Annotated in this window: 17 protein-coding genes; 10 read left to right on the forward strand and 7 right to left on the reverse strand. The window is 71.1% G+C overall.

The genetic code is table 11. From position 1 onward, the window contains the following. Positions 1–25: 25 nt before the first annotated feature. The 5 genes from mdcA (at position 26) to mdcB (ending at position 4,534) form a co-directional block, all read left to right on the forward strand. Positions 26–1,708: a malonate decarboxylase subunit alpha gene (gene mdcA, locus C1M51_RS14360; RefSeq protein WP_129450773.1), complete on the forward strand. Its 1,683-nt coding sequence runs from the start codon at positions 26–28 to the stop codon at positions 1,706–1,708. Between the two features lie 16 nt (positions 1,709–1,724). Then, on the forward strand, positions 1,725–2,057 hold the full coding sequence (gene mdcC / locus C1M51_RS14365; protein ID WP_129450775.1) for a malonate decarboxylase acyl carrier protein: 333 nt from the start codon (positions 1,725–1,727) through the stop codon (positions 2,055–2,057). After that, entirely contained in the window at positions 2,054–2,929 is an 876-nt protein-coding gene (locus C1M51_RS14370; protein ID WP_129450777.1) for a biotin-independent malonate decarboxylase subunit beta, read from the forward strand. The genes mdcC and C1M51_RS14370 overlap by 4 nt, the downstream gene beginning before the upstream one ends. Positions 2,930–2,940: 11 nt before the next feature. Beyond that, complete coding sequence (locus tag C1M51_RS14375) at positions 2,941–3,642, forward strand: biotin-independent malonate decarboxylase subunit gamma (RefSeq protein WP_129450779.1); 702 nt, start codon at positions 2,941–2,943, stop codon at positions 3,640–3,642. A gap of 67 nt (positions 3,643–3,709) precedes the next feature. Then, complete coding sequence (gene mdcB / locus C1M51_RS14380; protein WP_129450781.1) at positions 3,710–4,534, forward strand: triphosphoribosyl-dephospho-CoA synthase MdcB; 825 nt, start codon at positions 3,710–3,712, stop codon at positions 4,532–4,534. A 22-nt stretch (positions 4,535–4,556) separates the two neighbouring features. Here mdcB and C1M51_RS14385 read toward each other — a convergent pair whose 3' ends face one another. Then, positions 4,557–5,537, reverse strand: a complete 981-nt coding sequence (locus C1M51_RS14385) for a LysR substrate-binding domain-containing protein (protein ID WP_129450783.1) — start codon at positions 5,535–5,537, stop codon at positions 4,557–4,559. Between the two features lie 122 nt (positions 5,538–5,659). Here C1M51_RS14385 and C1M51_RS14390 point away from each other — a divergent pair, with 122 nt between their 5' ends. The 4 genes from C1M51_RS14390 (at position 5,660) to C1M51_RS14405 (ending at position 8,600) form a co-directional block, all read left to right on the forward strand. Then, positions 5,660–6,361 carry a pirin family protein gene (locus C1M51_RS14390; RefSeq protein ID WP_129450784.1) on the forward strand — a complete coding sequence of 234 codons (702 nt, stop codon included), beginning with the start codon at positions 5,660–5,662 and terminating at the stop codon, positions 6,359–6,361. Positions 6,362–6,419: 58 nt separating this feature from the next. Then, complete coding sequence (locus tag C1M51_RS14395) at positions 6,420–6,974, forward strand: flavodoxin family protein (protein ID WP_036233228.1); 555 nt, start codon at positions 6,420–6,422, stop codon at positions 6,972–6,974. A 10-nt stretch (positions 6,975–6,984) separates the two neighbouring features. After that, positions 6,985–7,557 (forward strand): NADPH-dependent FMN reductase, encoded by a 573-nt coding sequence (locus C1M51_RS14400; protein WP_129450786.1) that lies wholly within the window; start codon positions 6,985–6,987, stop codon positions 7,555–7,557. A gap of 137 nt (positions 7,558–7,694) precedes the next feature. Continuing rightward, the gene (locus C1M51_RS14405) at positions 7,695–8,600 is read left to right on the forward strand and encodes an alpha/beta hydrolase (RefSeq protein ID WP_129450788.1); all 906 of its coding nucleotides are present in this window, start codon (positions 7,695–7,697) and stop codon (positions 8,598–8,600) included. 27 nt (positions 8,601–8,627) lie between these two features. Here the strand turns inward: C1M51_RS14405 and C1M51_RS14410 are convergent, their stop codons facing one another. Next, positions 8,628–10,097, reverse strand: coding sequence for an NAD(P)/FAD-dependent oxidoreductase (locus C1M51_RS14410; protein WP_129450790.1), 1,470 nt, complete (start codon positions 10,095–10,097; stop codon positions 8,628–8,630). Positions 10,098–10,192: 95 nt separating this feature from the next. Here C1M51_RS14410 and C1M51_RS14415 point away from each other — a divergent pair, with 95 nt between their 5' ends. Then, positions 10,193–10,939 carry a DUF599 domain-containing protein gene (locus tag C1M51_RS14415; RefSeq protein WP_129450791.1) on the forward strand — a complete coding sequence of 249 codons (747 nt, stop codon included), beginning with the start codon at positions 10,193–10,195 and terminating at the stop codon, positions 10,937–10,939. 4 nt (positions 10,940–10,943) lie between these two features. Here the strand turns inward: C1M51_RS14415 and C1M51_RS14420 are convergent, their stop codons facing one another. Genes C1M51_RS14420 through C1M51_RS14440 form a run of 5 tightly spaced genes read right to left on the reverse strand, consistent with a single transcriptional unit; the run spans position 10,944 to position 15,058 of the window. Further along, complete coding sequence (locus C1M51_RS14420; protein WP_129450793.1) at positions 10,944–11,717, reverse strand: ABC transporter ATP-binding protein; 774 nt, start codon at positions 11,715–11,717, stop codon at positions 10,944–10,946. Between the two features lie 3 nt (positions 11,718–11,720). Then, entirely contained in the window at positions 11,721–12,836 is a 1,116-nt protein-coding gene (locus tag C1M51_RS14425) for a succinylglutamate desuccinylase/aspartoacylase family protein (RefSeq protein WP_129450795.1), read from the reverse strand. Positions 12,837–12,859: 23 nt separating this feature from the next. Continuing rightward, positions 12,860–13,549, reverse strand: coding sequence for an ABC transporter permease (locus C1M51_RS14430; protein ID WP_129450797.1), 690 nt, complete (start codon positions 13,547–13,549; stop codon positions 12,860–12,862). Then, positions 13,546–14,238 (reverse strand): ABC transporter permease subunit, encoded by a 693-nt coding sequence (locus tag C1M51_RS14435; RefSeq protein ID WP_310733958.1) that lies wholly within the window; start codon positions 14,236–14,238, stop codon positions 13,546–13,548. Before C1M51_RS14435 ends, C1M51_RS14430 begins: the two co-directional genes overlap by 4 nt. 28 nt (positions 14,239–14,266) lie before the next feature. Further along, positions 14,267–15,058, reverse strand: coding sequence for an ABC transporter substrate-binding protein (locus tag C1M51_RS14440; RefSeq protein ID WP_129450801.1), 792 nt, complete (start codon positions 15,056–15,058; stop codon positions 14,267–14,269). Between the last annotated feature and the right edge of the window lie 31 nt (positions 15,059–15,089).

A 15,089-nucleotide genomic window follows, 5' to 3' on the forward strand; every position in this document is an offset into this window, starting at 1 on the left:
ATTCAATCCAACCCATCGGAAATCCATGGAAGCCAGACACTGGAACTCCAAGGCCGACGAGCGCGCCGCCCGGCTGGCCCGCGCGAGCAGCGCGCTGGGCGCACGGCTCACCGGCAAGTGCGTCGATGCCGCGGCGATCACCACCCTGCTCGAGGCGGTGATCGCTCCCGGAGATCGCGTCTGCCTCGAAGGCAACAACCAGAAGCAGGCCGATTTCCTGGCGAAGGCGCTGGTGAAGATCGATCCGAAGCGGGTCCACGGGCTGCACATGGTGCAGTCGGTGCTGGCCCTGCCGGAGCATCTGGACATCTTCGAGAACGGCATCGCATCGCGGCTCGACTTCAGCTTCTCGGGGCCGCAGGGCGCACGGCTGGCCCAGCTGGTGTCGGGCGGGCGCATCGAGATCGGCGCGATCCACACCTACCTCGAACTGTTCGCGCGCTACTTCGTCGACCTCACGCCCAAGGTGGCCCTGGTCGCCGCGCAGGCCGCCGACGCGCAAGGCAACCTCTACACCGGCCCCAACACCGAAGACACGCCGGCCATCGTGGAGGCGACGGCGTTTGCCGGCGGCATCGTGATCGCGCAGGTCAACGAACTGGTCGATGGCAAGACCACCACGCTGCCGCGCGTCGACGTCCCGGCCGACTGGGTCAGCTTCGTGGTGAAGGCGCCGCACCCCAACTTCATCGAACCGCTCTTCACCCGCGATCCCGCGCAGATCAGCGAGATCCAGGTGCTGATGGCCATGATGGCGATCAAGGGCATCTACGGCGAGTACGGCGTGCAGCGCCTGAACCACGGCATCGGCTTCGACACGGCAGCGATCGAGCTGCTGTTGCCGACCTACGGCGAGGCGCTGGGGCTGAAAGGAAAGATCGGCAAGCACTGGGCCTTGAACCCGCATCCGGCGCTGATCCCCGCCATCGAGGCCGGATGGGTGGAGTCGGTGCACTCCTTCGGCTCCGAGCTCGGCATGGAGGACTACGTCCGCGCCCGCTCCGATGTGTTCTTCACCGGGCCGGACGGCAACCTGCGCAGCAACCGGGCCTTCTGCCAGGCGGCCGGGCACTACGCCTGCGACATGTTCATCGGCTCGACCCTGCAGATGGATCTCGACGGCAACAGCTCCACCGCCACGCTGGGACGCATTGCCGGCTTCGGTGGCGCGCCCAACATGGGTGCCGACGCGCGCGGCCGGCGCCACGCCAGCCCCGCCTGGCTGAAGGCCGGCCGCGAGGCGCGCGCCGGCCGCAGCGGTGCGGCGGGCACGCCGCGCGGGCAGAAGCTGGTGGTCCAGATGGTCGAGACCTTCCGCGAACACATGCAGCCGGCCTTCGTCGAAAGGCTCGACGCCTGGACGCTGCAGGAACAGTCCGGCATGGCGCTGCCACCGATCATGATCTACGGCGAGGACGTGTCGCACATCCTGACCGAGGAAGGGATCGCGAACCTGCTGCTGTGCCGCAGCGACGCCGAGCGCGAGCAGGCGATCCGGGGCGTCGCCGGCTACACCGCCGTGGGACTGGCGCGCGACCGGCGCGCCGTCGAGAACCTTCGTGACCGCGGTGTGATCCGTCGGCCGCAGGACCTCGGCATCGATCCTCGCCAGGCCACGCGCAATCTGCTGGCGGCCCGCAGCATGCGTGATCTGGTGGATGCCTCGGGCGGCTTGTACCAGCCCCCCAGGCGGTTCAGAAACTGGTAGCAGGAGATTCCCAAGCATGAGCGACGTCCCCTCAGGGCTCGAGACCCTGGCTTTCTCGTTCACCGGCGGCCGGCCGGCGGGCAGCTTCGCCCCCGTGCTGGTCGGTGTGGTCGGATCGGGCAACCTCGAGGTGATGCTCGAGGCCGCAGAACGCCCGGATTGCGAGATTCGCGTCGTGACGTCGGCGCGTGGCTTCGGCGCGATCTGGCAGGCCGTGATGACCGACTTCCACGAACGCCAGCCGCTGTCCGGCCTGCGCATCTCGATCAATGACATGGGCGCCACGCCCGCGGTCGTGAGCCTGCGGCTCGACCAGGCGGTGGCCGGGATCGCCGGAGGGTCGCCATGATCAGCTTTGCAGAGTGCTCGGCCCGAGAGCGGCTGGCGCTGGTGGTCGACGCCGCGACATTCCACGAATGGCTGCCGCCGACCGAGCGTGTCGTCAGCCCGCACCTCGAACAGCTCGGCGTGCCCTCGGCCTTCGACGATGGCGTCGCCATCGGCCGCGCGACGCTCGAGGGTCACACGGTGTTCGTCGCCGCCCAGGAAGGTGAATTCATGGGCGGGGGGGTGGGCGAGGTGCACGGTGCCAAGCTGGTGGGCCTGCTGCGGCGGGCGCTGCGCGACCGGCCGGCGGCGGTGCTGCTGCTGGCCGAGTCCGGCGGTGTTCGCCTGCACGAGGCTAATGCCGGGCTGATCGCGGTGTCCGAGGTCATGCGCGCGCTGCTCGACGTGCGCGCGGCGGGCATCCCGGTCGTGATGCTGATCGGCGGGGCCAACGGCTGCTTCGGCGGCATGGGCATCGTGGCGCGCTGCGCCGACCGGGTGGTGATGAGCGACATGGGGCGGCTGGCGATGTCGGGTCCGGAGGTGATCGAGGCGTCGCAAGGCGTCGAAGAGTTCGATTCCCGCGATCGCGCACTGGTCTGGCGCACCACCGGCGGCAAGCACCGCTGGCTGAGCGGCGATTGCGACGTGCTGGTGAAGGACGACGTGGCGGCGTTCCGGGCCGCGGCCATCGACGCGCTCGACGCATCGCGCCCCGTGTCGATGGAGACGCTGGAGCGCGAACACGCGCTGCTCGCCACGCGGCTGCGGCTGCTGCCCGACGCGCTCGACAGCGACGAGGCGGTGGCCCTGTGGGGGCTGCTGGGCGTGGCCGACGCCGCCCGCGTGCCCGACCTCGACGTCGATGCCCTGCGCGCCCTGCGCACGGTCTGAGGAGCACTGGAATGGACTGGAACACACTCGCCACGGCCTTGTTCGGCGCCGGCCACGGCATCTCCCAGGAAGGCGATGTGTTGCGCGGCAACGTGCGCTTCGACGGCAACCCACTCACGGTCATCGGCACCACCAACCACGCACCGATCGGTGTGCGGCTCGCGCTGGAACAGGCGCGCGTCGTGCTCGACACGGTCACGCAGCACCCGGGCCGGCCGATCCTGCTGCTGATCGACACGCAGGGGCAGATGCTGCGCCGCCGGGACGAACTGCTGGGGATCAACCGCGCGATGGCGCACCTGGGGATGAGCATCGACTTCGCGCGGCGACGCGGCCACCGCGTGCTGGGGCTGGTGTACGACCAGGCGCTGTCCGGCGGCTTCATCACCTCCGGGCTGATCGCCGATGCCTGCGACGCGCTGCCCGAGGCCGAGATCCGCGTGATGCGCATCCCGGCGATGGCGCGCGTCACCAAGATCTCCGAAGACCGGCTCACCGAGCTGTCGCGCAGCAACCCGGTGTTCGCACCCGGCGTGGAGAACTACGTGGCGATGGGTGGCGTGCGCAGGCTGTGGACGGGCGATCTGGCGGTGGCATTGCGCGAGGCCCTGGCCTCGACCTCGGCCGAGGACGTGCGGGCCGCCGACGGCCGGACACGCGGCGGGCGCCGGCTCGCGGCGGCGGTGATCCAGCGCGTGCTCGATGAGGCCTGAGCCGCGAACCGGAGCGCATGGCGCGCTGCAGCGGGCCGTGGTCGGCACCGCTGTCGCAGCGGGACCGATGCATGGCGCTGCGCAGCGCATCGGGCGGGCCGCCACGGTGGCGCTGTACGAGGAGCTGGCGCTCTACCCGAAGCCCGGTCTGGTGTCGTTCATCGACCGCGGCAGCCATGCCGACATGGACGCCACCACCTTCATGCGCAGCCTGTTCGCGTTGCGGCGCTACTTCCCGCAGGCGGCGGCGCTCGGCGCGCAGCAGGCAGGCTTCGACGCGCTGGAGCGGCTGGGCATCGACGCCGAGCGGCGCATGCTGTGCGCCACCAGCGGCATCAACACCCACCGCGGCGCGGTGTTCACGCTGGGTCTGCTGTGCGCCAGTGCCGGCGCGGTGCTCGCGCAGGGGGGGCCGTGCTCGCCGGCCGCACTGCGCGCCGCGCTGCGGCACGGCTGGGGCGCTGCCCTGCAGGCGCGCTGCGCGCGCCCGCGGTCCTCGGCCGGCCAGCGCGTGACGCGCCAGCACGGCCTGCGCGGTGCCGGCGAGGAAGCCGCGCTGGGCCTGCCGGTGCTGTTCGACGTGGCCGTGCCAGCGCTGCGCCGGGCGCTGGCGCGCGGCCTCGCGGTGCGCGCTGCACGGCTTGAGGCGTTGTTCCACGTGATCGCCGTGCTGGACGATACCAATCTGGCCCACCGCGGTGGCCTGCCAGGGCTGCGCTACGCGCAGCGTGCCGCGGCGAACTTCCTGGCGGCCGGCGGCGCAGCGCAGGCCGATGCGTCAGCGCAGGCCGAAGCCATCCACCGCGAGTTCGTGGCGCGGCGCCTCTCACCCGGCGGCGCGGCCGACGTGCTGGCCGCAGCCTGCTGGGTGCAGCGGGTCTGCGCCGATTGAAGCGAGCGCCGGGTTCAGGTGCTCAGAGCACCAGCCCGGCGTGCTGCTCCAGCAGCGCCCGCTGCGTGGCCCCGCTGCGCAGCTGCGACAGCCACCATTGCAAGGCCAGGCCCGGCGCGCTGTTGCCCGGCGCATGCCAGGCGTAGTGCAGGCCGAGGTTGCGCGCCGGCAGCGTGGTCTGCTTGATCACCAGCCGACCGGCCTCGGCATGGCGGCGCAGCAGCGGCTCGGGCATCGAGCCGCAGCCCAGTCCGCGCAGCAGGGCCTCCAGCTTGGCGGCGAGGGAGGGCACGGTGAGCACGTCCTGGCCGGGCTGCACGCCCAGCGTCATCGGCGCAAAACTGTGCGCACTGTCGGCGATCGCGACCACGCGGTGCGCGGCGATCGTCTCGGCCGACAGCGGCTCGGGCAGGGCCGCGAGCGCATGGTGGGGCGCCACCGCGAAACGCATGTCCAGCGAGCCCAGCGGTTCGCAGCGGATGCCGCTGCTGCCCTGCGAGGGATCGCCGGCCAGGCCGATCGCCAGGTCGGCCCGGCCGGTGGCCAGCACCTCCCAGGTGCCCGACAGCACCTCGCTGCGCAGCCGCAGCCGCGTCGGCGGCGGGCTGTCGGGGGCATGGCGGGTCGCGACGCGCAGCGTGTAGAAGGCCTCGACCAGCTCGAACACCGCGGTGGGCGCCAGGATGTTGTCGACCGCGACGGTGAGCTGGGTCTCCCAGCCGGTGGCGACGCGCTTGACGCGGTTGGCCACCGCGTCGATCTCCAGCAGCAGCCGCCGGCCCTCGTGCAGCAGCTCCTCGCCGGCGGCGGTGAGCTTGGCCTGGCGCGAGCTGCGGTCGAACAGCAGCACGTCGAGCGCGTCCTCGAGCAGGCGCACGCTGTAGGTCAGCGCCGACGGCACCTTGCCCAGCTCGCGCGCTGCCGCCGCGAAGCTGCCGGTGCGGGCGATCAGGTCGACCATGGTCAGCGCTTCGGGCGTCAGGACGTTGCGTCGGTCGCTCATCGGGCTTTCCAGCTTCAAGGACTTTGAATGATGCCATCAAGCCGCAGTGGGCGATGGCGACCCGAGTCCCTCCTACATTGGATTCATCGCGGTGACCTCCACCGCCCCCCCAGGAGTTCTCGATGATCACCCTGCGCAAGTCTGCCGAACGGGGCTATGCCGACCACGGCTGGCTCAAGAGCCACCACAGCTTCTCGTTCGCCGAGTACCACGACCCGGCCCACATGGGCTTCGGCAATCTGCGCGTCATCAATGAGGACCGCATCGCGCCCGGGACCGGCTTCGGCACGCACGGCCACCGCGACATGGAGATCATCAGCTACGTGCTCGACGGCGCACTGGGGCACAAGGACAGCATCGGCAACGGTGCGGCCATCCAGCCCGGCGACGTGCAGCGCATGAGCGCGGGCACCGGCATCCGCCACAGCGAGTTCAACCACGCGACGCAGCAGACCACGCATTTCCTGCAGATCTGGATCCTGCCGGAAGCGCAGGGCATCGCGCCGGGCTACGAGCAGAAGCACTTCGCGGCCGACAGCAAGCGCGGCGTGCTCAAGCTCGTGGCTTCGCCCGACGGCCGCGACGGCGCGGTGACGCTGCATGCCGATGCCGCGATGTACGTCGGCCTGTTCGACGGTGCCGAAGCCGCCGCACTGGTGCTCGACCCGAAGCGGCTGGCCTATGTGCACGTGGCCCGCGGCAGCGTCAGCGTGAACGGCCACGCGCTGCAGGCCGGCGACGCGGCCCAGCTCGACGGCGAAAGCCGGCTCGAGCTGAGCGATGGCCAGGGCGCCGAAGTGATCGTGTTCGACCTGGCGCGCTGAGGCACGCCGGACCTCTTGTTTCTGTCTCTCTGTCTCGACTCACACGAAAGGTTTCATCATGTCCAAGATCGTGATCGTCTTCCACAGCGGCTACGGCCACACCCGCCGCATGGCCGAATCGGTGGCCCAGGGCGCCGGCGGCGAACTGCTGGCCATCGACGCCGAAGGCAACCTGCCCGAGGGTGGCTGGGAGAAGCTGGCCGCGGCCGACGCCATCATCATGGGCTCGCCCACCTACATGGGCAGCGTGAGCTGGCAGTTCAAGAAGTTCGCCGACGCCTCCAGCAAGCCCTGGTTCGGCCAGGCCTGGAAGGACAAGCTGTTCGCCGGCTTCACCAACAGCGCCTCGATGAACGGCGACAAGCTGTCGACGCTGCACTACCTGTTCACGCTGGCGATGCAGCACAGCGGCGTGTGGGTCGGCACCGGCCTGATGCCAAGCAACAGCAAGGCTGCGGGGCGCAACGACATCAACTACGTGGCGTCGTTCTCGGGCGCCATGGCGCAGAGCCCGTCGGACGCCAGTGTCGACGAGATGCTGCCGGGCGATCTGGAGACCGCCCGCCTGTTCGGCGCGCGGGTCGCCACAATGGCCGCTCGTCTGAACAAGTAAGGAGTGAACGATGGCCGGTCTGCGCGTGTTGTTGATCCCGGGCAGTGCCCGCACGGGCTCGTGGAACCTCCAGCTCGCGCAGGCGGCCGCGGCCGTGCTGCGCGAGCTGGGTGCCGAGCCCAGCGTGGCCGACCTGCGCGCGCTGGCGCTGCCGGTCTACGACGCCGACCTCGAGGCGGCGCAGGGCGTGCCGGCCGGCGCCGGCACGCTGGCGCGGCAGATGGCAGGCCACGACGCCTTCGTGGTGGTCTCGCCGGAGTACAACGCCTTTCCCACGCCGCTGCTGATCAACACCATCGACTGGGTATCGCGACTGCCCGAGGGCATGAAGTCGATGAACGGCAAGCCGACCGCGCTGCTGAGCGCCTCGCCGGGCGCGCTGGGTGGACTGCGCAGCCTGCTGGTGCTGCGCAACTTCCTGTCCATCAATCCGGCGATGCTGGTGATCCCGCCGCAGTTCGCGCTCGGCAATGCGGCCCAGGCCTTCACCGCCGAAGGCGCGCTGGCCGACGAGAAGCAGGCCCGGGCCCTGCACGGCGTGCTGGCCGCGCTGGTGAAGACGGCCACCGCGCTCAGCGCCTGAGTCGCGGTCCTGGCACGAAACGGAACAGTCGTGCCGGCCGGCGCCGTGTCTCGTTCCTGGGACGCCCACGCAGGGTAAACAACCGCTTGTCCGAGGGCCCGCTTCGGGCGACGCTGCGGGTCTCAGGAGACTGCACGATGAGACACGATATCGAATTCAAGACCGAAGACGGCACCACCCTGCGAGGCTGGCACTACGTGCCGGGCGGCGGCGGGCCGAAGTTCCCCACCGTGGTCATGTCGCACGGCTTCTCGGCCGTCAAGGAGATGTACCTCGACCACTACGCGGAGGCCCTGGCCGGCGTCGGCGTGGCCTCGGTGGTCTACGACAACCGCAACCTCGGCGCCAGCGACGGCCTGCCGCGCCAGGAGGTCGATCCGCTGCAGCAGATCCGCGACTACCGCGACGCGATCACCTACGCCGAGACGCTGCCGCAGACCGACGCCGAGCGCATCGGCGTGTTCGGCTCCAGCTACAGCGGCGGCCACGTGCTGGTCGTCGCGGCGCTCGACCGGCGCGTCAAGTGCGTGGCCTCGCAGGTGCCGCTGATCTCCGGCCACCGCAATGCGCGCCGGCTGGTGCGCGCCGACCAGTTCGCCGGACTGCGCGCGCTGTTCGACCAGGACCGCCGGGCCCGCCTGCGCGGCGAGCCGCCGATGACGATGCCGATCATCTCGGAAGACCCGGCCGGGCCGGCGGCGCTGCCGACCGCCGATTCGTGGTCGTTCATGAACGCGACCCACCTGCTGCGCGCACCATCTTGGAAGAACGAGATCACGCTGCGCTCGGTCGAGATGTTCGGTGAATACGAGCCCGGCGCCCACATCGCCTACATCAGCCCGACGCCGCTGCTGATGATCGTGGCGCTGCAGGACCACCTGACGGTCGCCGACGAGGCGCTGGCGGCCTACGAGCGTGCCCTCGAGCCGAAGAAGCTGGTGCTGCTGAAGGGCGGCCACTTCGATGCCTATGTGCAGGACTTCCGCATCGCCGGCGGCGCCGTCTCCGACTGGTTCCGGCAGCACCTGGTGATGGCCGGCTGAGTCGCGGCGCCGAAGCGCGACGCCGCTTCAGGGCGCGGCGGGTTCGAGCCGGTAGGACGCCGCGTCGAAGCGGCGCGTGCGGCGCCGGAACTCGAAGGTGAAGCCCGGCCAGATGACGGTGTTGCGGCCGTTGCGGTCGAGGTACCAGCTGCGGCAGCCGCTGGCCCAGGCGGTGCCGGCCAGGCGGCGCTGCAGCTCTGCGTTGTAGGCGTCCTGCGCCTCGCGCCGCACCTCCACGCTGCGCAGCCCGCGCTCGCGCAGCGTGCGCAAGGCGTCGCCGACATAGGCCAGCTGCGCCTCGATCATCAGCAGCACCGAGGTGTGGCCGAGACCGGTGTTGGGCCCATTCAGCAGGAACAGGTTGGGAAAGCCGGCGACGGTGGTGCCGAGATAGGCCTCGCTGGCCTGCTCCCAGGCGTCGCGCAGGTCCAGCCCGTCGCGCCCGACCAGGGTGCCGGCCGGCAGGCGCCCTTGCACGCGAAAGCCGGTGCACCACACCAGCACGTCGGCCGCGCGTTCGCGGCCGTCGGCGGTGAGCACACCGCGCGGCGTGATCTCGCGGATCGCCTCGCTCACCAGTTCGACATCCGGCCGCGCCAGCGCCGGGTAGTAGTCATTCGACAGCAGCACGCGCTTGCAGCCCAGCGTGTAGCCGGGCGTGAGGCGGGCACGCAGCGCCGGGTCCGCGATCTGGCGGCGCAGGTGGCGGCGCGCCTCGGCCTCGCCCACGCACAGCCATGGGGGTCGCTGCACCAGCGGGATCGCGCGCGCCTCGTGCAGCCAGTAGCTCGCCCCGCGGGCGATCCGCTGGGTGAACGGCCAGCGCGCGAACAGCCGGCGCTCCCAGCCGTGCAGCGCGCGGTCGGCCTTGGGCAGCACCCAGGCCGGGGTGCGCTGGTAGAGATCGACCTGTGCCGCCCGGCCCGCCAGCTGCGGCACGAGCTGGACCGCGCTGGCGCCGGTGCCGATCACCGCGACGCGGCGGCCGGCCACGTCCAGCCCATCGGGCCAGGCGGCGCTGTGGACGCTGAGGCCGGCGTAGCGCTCGATGCCGTCGATGCGCGGCAGCGCCGGGTTGCTGAGCCCGCCCAGGCCGGCGATCAGCACCGGCGCGCGGAAGTGGCGGCCGTCGGCGGTGAGCACCTCCCAGCGCGCAGCAGCGGCGTCCCAGCGGGCCTCGCGCAGCGCCGCACCGAAGCGCAGGTGCGGGCCGAGCCGGTACTTGCGCACGCAGTGCTCGAGGTAGTGGCGGATCTCGTGCCAGGGCGCGTAGGCGCGGGTCCAGCGCGGGTTGGGCTCGAAGGAGTACGAGTACAGGTGCGAGGGCACGTCGCAGGCGCAGCCGGGGTAGCGGTTGTCGCGCCAGGTGCCGCCCACCGCATCGGCCCGCTCGAGGATCGCGAAGTCGTCGATGCCGTCCCGGCGCAGCCGCATGGCCATGCCGAGGCCGGCGAAGCCGGCACCGACGATCAGGACCGCGTGTTCTTGGACACTCATGCGCTGGGGAGGAAGGACCGAGGCGCGACTGTAAGGGACGGCGCCGTGCGCACCGGTGTGGCGCGACGGGACGGCAGTGGACTAGCATCGTGCCCATGTCGCTGTTCTCCACGATGTCGTTCACGACCCTGCTGTCACTGCTGCCCTGGGCCGACTGGGCCGCGGTCTGCGGGTTCTTCGCCGCGTGGTCAGGCTATGCGACCTTCGCCAGCCGCCGCGCGGCCACGCATGCCTCCATTCTTGGCGCCACCAACCGCATCCGACGCCAGTGGATGCTGCAGACCACGCACCGCGAGGTGCGGGTCGTCGATGGCGTGGTGGTGCAGAACCTGTCGACCAGCCCGAGCTTCTTCGCGTCGACCACCATCCTCATCATCGGCGGCCTGCTGGCCTTGCTGGGCACGTCGGACCGCGCGACCGAGCTGGTGCAGGAGCTGCCGTTCGCCACCCGCACCACCGCGCTGGTGTTCGACCTGAAGCTGTTGCTGCTGACGGCGGTGTTTGTCTACGCCTTCTTCCGCTTCACCTGGAGCCTGCGGCAATACACCTTCGGTGCGCTGCTGGTCGCGTCGGCCCCCGAGGCCAAGGCCTACGACGCGCTCGGCGAGGTGGGGCAGGCGCAGCGCGAGGCCTTCGCCGACCGTGCCGGGCGGGTGGTCGGCATGGCCGCCGAGACCTTCAACGACGGCCTGCGGGCCTACTACTTCGCGTTCGCGGCGATCGCCTGGTTCTTCTCGCCGCTGGCGTTTGCATTGGCGACGGCCGGCGTGGTCTACATCCTCTACCAGCGCGAGTTCCGCTCCGAGGTGCTGGCGGTGCTGCGCGGCGACTGGGAGTCCTGACGGCCTATTTCAAGCCGCCCGAGAGGAAGGCCCGCAGCCGTTCGCTGCGCGGCTGAGCCAGCACCTCGCGCGGCGGGCCCTGTTCCTCGATCAGGCCCTGGTGCAGGAACAGCGTGTGGTTCGACACCTCGCGCGCAAAGCCCATCTCGTGCGTGACGACGATCATCGTGCGGCCCTCGGCCGCCAGATCGCGCATCACCTTCAGCACCTCGCCCACCAGCTCGGGGTCGAGCGCCGAGGTCGGCTCGTCGAACAGCATCACCTCGGGCTCCATCGCCAGCGCACGCGCGATCGCGACGCGTTGCTGCTCGCCGCCGGACAGGTGCGCCGGATAGGTGGTGGCGCGGTGCGCCACGCCCACGCGTGCCAGCAGCGCCTGCGCGCGCTCGGTGGCCTCGGCCTTGCCCAGGCCCAGCACCTGCATCGGTGCCTCGATCACGTTCTGCAGCGCGGTCAGGTGCTGCCACAGGTTGAAGGACTGGAACACCATCGCCAGCCTTGCGCGCCAGCGCTGCAGCTGCTTCGCGTCGCGCGCGCGCAGGCTGCCGTCGCGGTCGGGCACCAGCCCCAGTTCCTCGCTGCCGAGCAGCAGGCGGCCCTGGCTCGGCTGCTCGAGCAGGTTCAGGCAGCGCAGCAGCGTGCTCTTGCCCGAGCCGCTGGAGCCGACGACCGTGATCACGTCGCCGGCGCGCGCCGTGAGCGACACGCCCTTCAGCACCTCGTGAGCGCCGTAGCGCTTGTGCAGGTCCAGGGCCTGGAGCTTGGGGTCGCCGCTCATGCCTCAGGCGCCCAGCAGCTTGCCGGTCCGTCGCGCCTCGCGGCCGGCCACCTTGGCCAGGCGGGTGCCGGCCGTCACGAAGCGCAGGTTCTCGCGGGCGTAGAGCAGGCCGTCGGTCGCACTCGCCAGCGCCGTCACCTGGCCGCTGATCGGGTCGATCACGTCGACGATCAGCTCGCCTTCGCGCACCCAGTCGCCGGGCCCGTGGTGCCAGGCCAGGACGCCGCTGACCGGCGTGGTGACCGGCATCGAGCCGGCCAGCGGCGTGGCGGGGTAGGGCAGCGGCGGCAGCGGCGGGGCCTCGCCGGAGACCAGGCCGCGATGGACCAGGAAATCGACCAGCGCCTGCGCGTCCTGGCGCGCCTGCGCATGGCCCACGTCGGCCATGCCGCGCAGCTCGACCGTCACCGACAGGCAGCCCAGCGGGATCGGCCGCGCGGGGCCGGCCTTGTCGGACAGCTCCCACCAGATCTGCGAACAGGCCTCGTCGAAGGGCTGGTCACCCGACTCGGTGGCCAGCAAGGTCGCCTGGGCGCCGAGGCAGCGTGCCAGCGGCTCGGTCTGCGGCCACAGCGGCGTGCCGGCGTAAAGGTGCAGAACAGCCTCGGCATCGCAGTGCAGGTCCAGCACCACCTCGGCATCGCAGGCCAGCGCCAGCAGCGTGCGGCGCTGCGCCTCCAGCTCGGACTCCACGGTGAGCAGCGCCACCGATTCGCGCAGCGCCGCCCGCACCAGCGCCGCGTTGGCCTGTGCGTCCGGCCCCAGCGACGGCTCGATGCGTGCCCACACCGCGTCGCGCAGCGCCGGGTAGTGGCGGTTGAAGTTCTCGCCGGTGGTGAGCTCGAAACGGCCGATCGGGCTGCGCAGCAGCCATTGCGACAGGCCGATCGGGTTGGCCACCGGCACCACGACCACCTCGCCGCGCAGCGCGTCCCGGGCCTCCAGCTCGGCCAGCCGCTCGCGCAGGTGGTGCGCGACCAGCATGCCGGGCAGTTCGTCGGCGTGCAGCGAAGCCTGCACATAGACCTTCGGGCCGCCGGGCGGGCCGTAGTGGAAGCTGGTGAGCGTGCGCACCGTGCCGAGGCTGCGGCTGGGCAAGGGGTGGTCGCGGCGTTGCATGGTGGTGTCGGTCTCCGGGGGGCTCAGGCGCGCGGGCGCAGGTGGGCGAGCCAGCGGCGCTCGGCCGCGTGCAGCGCACCCACCAGCGCCAGCGTCAGGCCCAAGTAGACCGCAGCGGCCGTCAGGAAGGCTTCGAAGGGCAGATAGAAGCGCGAGTTGACCTCGCGCGCGGCGCCGGTGAGGTCGAGCAGCGTGACCACGCTGGCCAGCGAGGTGCCGTGCAGCATCAGCACCGCTTCGTTGCCGTAGGCCGGCAGCGCGCGCCGCAGCGCCGAGGGCAGCAGGATGCGGCGCCAGACCTGGGCGCGCGACAGGCCCAGCGCGCGCGCCGCCTCGACCTCGCCATGCGGCGTGGCCTTCAGGCTGCCGGCGATGATCTCGGTGGTGTAGGCGCAGGTGTTGACGGCGAATGCGAGGCAGGCGCAGAACCAGGCCGACTGCAGCCAGGGCCAGGCGATGCTGGCACGCACCCACTCGAACTGCGCCAGGCCGTAGTACACGAGGAACAGCTGCACCAGCAGCGGCGTGCCGCGGATCACGTAGGTGAAGCACCAGACGGCCCCGTGCAGCCAGCGCGAGGCCGACACCCGCAGCACGGCGAGCGGGAGTGCCGCCACCAGCCCGATCGCCAGCGAGATCAGCAGCAGCTGCAGCGTGGTGGCCAGGCCGCTCGCGTAGAGCGGCAGGCTCTCGGCGATGGCCTCGAAGTTCACAGCGCGCCCGTCCGCACGCCGACCGCAAGACGGCGGGCCAGCGCCTTGAAGCCCAGCTCGCTGACGCTGGTGATGGCGAGGTAGATGAGCGCCGCGCTGGCGTAGAAGACGAAGGGCTCGCGCGTCGCGCCGGCCGCCTGGGTGGCGCGCAGCATCATGTCGTTCAGGCCGATCACCGAGACGATCGCGGTGCTCTTGACCAGCACCAGCCAGTTGTTCGACAGACCGGGCAGGGCGTAGCGCAGCATCTGCGGCAGCAGCAGCCGGCGCAGCACCTGCCAGCGGCTCATGCCGCAGGCCAGGCCGGCCTCGCGCTGGCCGGGCGCCAGTGCAAGGAAGGCGCCGCGGAAGGTCTCGCCGAGGTAGGCGCCGAACACGAAGCCGATCGTCAGCACGCCGGCCACGAAGGGGTCGACATCGATGTAGTCCGCGAAGCCCAGTTGCTGGGCCAGCGCATTGACCGCAAGCTGGCCGCCGAAGAACACCAGCAGCATCAGCACCAGGTCTGGCACGCCGCGGATCAGCGTGGTGTAGGCCAGCGCGCCGCCCTGCAGCCAGCGCGAGCGCGACAGCCTTGCGCTCGCGGCGGCCAGCCCCAGCACCGTGGCGATCACGAGCGACAGCAGCGCCAGCGCCAGGGTCAGCAGCGTGCCGCTCAGCAGAGAGGGGGCATAGCCGTGCAGCATCAGCGGGGCGGTGAGAGCGCGGCGGCGGGCCTCACTTCTTCGGGGCTTCGCCGTAGACGTCGAAGTCGAAGTACTTGTCCTGGATCTTCTTGTAGGTGCCGTCGGCGCGGATGCCCTTGATCGCCGCATTGAGCTTCGACTGCAGCTCGGTGTCGCCCTTGCGCAGCGCGATGCCGGCGCCGACGCCGAAGAACTTCTCGTCGTCGTAGAACGGGCCGATGTAGCCGTAGCCCTTGCCCTGCGGCGTCTTCAGGAAGCCGACGTCGGCGGCCACCGAATCCTGCAGCGTCGCGTCGATGCGGCCGGCGGCGAGGTCGAGGAAGACCTCGTCCTGCTTGGTGTAGCGCACGATCTCGGCGCCCTTGAAGGTGGCGGTGGCGAAGCGGTCGTGGATGGTCGAGCGCTGCACGCCGATCTTCTTGCCCTTCAGGCCCTCGGGCGTGAGCTCCAGCTTGCTCCCGTTCTTGGCGACCAGCCGCGCCGGGGTCTGGTAGTAGCGCTCGGTGAAGGCCACGACCTTCTGCCGCTCCGGCGTGATCGACATCGACGCGACGATGGCGTCGAACTTGCGCGCCTGCAGCGCCGGGATCATGCCGTCGAAGTCCTGCTGCACCAGCGTGCATTCGGTCTTCATCTGGGCGCACAGCGCGTTCGCGATGTCGATGTCGAAGCCCTTCAACTGCCCGGAGGGCGTGACCTCGCTGAACGGCGGGTAGGCGCCCTCGACGGCGATGCGCAGCTTCTTCCCGTCGGCGGCCAGCCCGGGCTCGGCCGCGAAGAGCAGGACGGCGGCCAGGGCCAGGAAGGAGGCGAAACGGGTCATGCGGTCCTCATGCGGTCGTTGGAAGGGCGGG

The organism is Methylibium sp. Pch-M (assembly GCF_004136295.1).
Taxonomy (GTDB): Bacteria; Pseudomonadota; Gammaproteobacteria; order Burkholderiales; family Burkholderiaceae_C; genus Methylibium; species Methylibium petroleiphilum.

Excerpts from the sequence above, each read along its gene's own strand:
- C1M51_RS14415 (WP_129450791.1), top strand. The coding sequence starts at position 10,193 with ATGTCGCTGTTCTCCACGATGTCGTTCACGACCCTGCTGTCACTGCTG.
- C1M51_RS14375 (WP_129450779.1), top strand. The coding sequence starts at position 2,941 with ATGGACTGGAACACACTCGCCACGGCCTTGTTCGGCGCCGGCCACGGC.
- mdcA (WP_129450773.1), top strand. The coding sequence starts at position 26 with ATGGAAGCCAGACACTGGAACTCCAAGGCCGACGAGCGCGCCGCCCGG.
- C1M51_RS14370 (WP_129450777.1), top strand. The coding sequence starts at position 2,054 with ATGATCAGCTTTGCAGAGTGCTCGGCCCGAGAGCGGCTGGCGCTGGTG.
- C1M51_RS14410 (WP_129450790.1), bottom strand. The coding sequence starts at position 10,097 with ATGAGTGTCCAAGAACACGCGGTCCTGATCGTCGGTGCCGGCTTCGCC.
- C1M51_RS14400 (WP_129450786.1), top strand. The coding sequence starts at position 6,985 with ATGGCCGGTCTGCGCGTGTTGTTGATCCCGGGCAGTGCCCGCACGGGC.
- C1M51_RS14405 (WP_129450788.1), top strand. The coding sequence starts at position 7,695 with ATGAGACACGATATCGAATTCAAGACCGAAGACGGCACCACCCTGCGA.
- mdcC (WP_129450775.1), top strand. The coding sequence starts at position 1,725 with ATGAGCGACGTCCCCTCAGGGCTCGAGACCCTGGCTTTCTCGTTCACC.
- C1M51_RS14385 (WP_129450783.1), bottom strand. The coding sequence starts at position 5,537 with ATGAGCGACCGACGCAACGTCCTGACGCCCGAAGCGCTGACCATGGTC.
- C1M51_RS14440 (WP_129450801.1), bottom strand. The coding sequence starts at position 15,058 with ATGACCCGTTTCGCCTCCTTCCTGGCCCTGGCCGCCGTCCTGCTCTTC.
- mdcB (WP_129450781.1), top strand. The coding sequence starts at position 3,710 with ATGCATGGCGCTGCGCAGCGCATCGGGCGGGCCGCCACGGTGGCGCTG.
- C1M51_RS14395 (WP_036233228.1), top strand. The coding sequence starts at position 6,420 with ATGTCCAAGATCGTGATCGTCTTCCACAGCGGCTACGGCCACACCCGC.
- C1M51_RS14420 (WP_129450793.1), bottom strand. The coding sequence starts at position 11,717 with ATGAGCGGCGACCCCAAGCTCCAGGCCCTGGACCTGCACAAGCGCTAC.
- C1M51_RS14390 (WP_129450784.1), top strand. The coding sequence starts at position 5,660 with ATGATCACCCTGCGCAAGTCTGCCGAACGGGGCTATGCCGACCACGGC.
- C1M51_RS14425 (WP_129450795.1), bottom strand. The coding sequence starts at position 12,836 with ATGCAACGCCGCGACCACCCCTTGCCCAGCCGCAGCCTCGGCACGGTG.